General features: G+C 57.3%; 1 protein-coding gene. It reads right to left on the minus strand.

The genetic code is table 11. The features are described 5' to 3' along the window. Positions 1 to 448 precede the first annotated feature (448 nt). The coding region (locus tag HGO92_RS23180; RefSeq protein ID WP_205835008.1) for an NlpC/P60 family protein at positions 449 to 654 on the minus strand (206 nt) is incomplete at its 5' end.

Below are 654 nucleotides of genomic sequence, written 5' to 3' on the forward strand. Positions count from 1 at the left end.
GAACATCCACAACTTAACCCCAAGGGCCTCCTAAGAAGCCCGGAAGTTGGTTCCCCCGCCTCTGCCATGCGAAATCGTTGCGAACGGACCCCGGGAAGTGGCAGAGCTAGGCAATCCACCCGGAGGTACCAAACCATGTTCCGATTTGGCACGAACAAGACGGTATACGATTTCCAGGGCTAAGTCACATTCCGATCACAGGCAATGCGCCCCTAATCGGCCAGGCAGCGTCTGCCCAGCTCGTATCGTTTCATCGAGCCCCGGAAATTCGCGGTTTTCTTTTACTGCAGCGTGATTTAATTCACATTTTCGCGCCGTTACCCGGCAGAAATTGCGGGCACGGAAAACCGAGACAAAAAACCAAAAAAGAGATCCGCACCCCTTAAGGATGCGGACCCGTCCGTTTGGACATCCAGGCTGGATCAGCCGGGCTTATGCAAGTTGCATCTTAGCCGTTGGGGCGGATGAAGACCGGGCCCGAACCGATGTAAGCATCGGCCAGCGCCGTCGTGTAACCGGTCCAGCCGCCATGGATGGCCTGGCCGTTGCCCACGTAGATCGCGATGTGCGGCACACCGGCACCAGCATCGTCGTAATAGATCATGTCGCCCGGCTGCGGAGTCGAAACCTGCGTACCGTACGCCATGAACTGCG

Source organism: Crystallibacter degradans (genome assembly GCF_012952295.1).
In the GTDB taxonomy this organism is placed as follows: domain Bacteria; phylum Actinomycetota; class Actinomycetes; order Actinomycetales; family Micrococcaceae; genus Crystallibacter; species Crystallibacter degradans.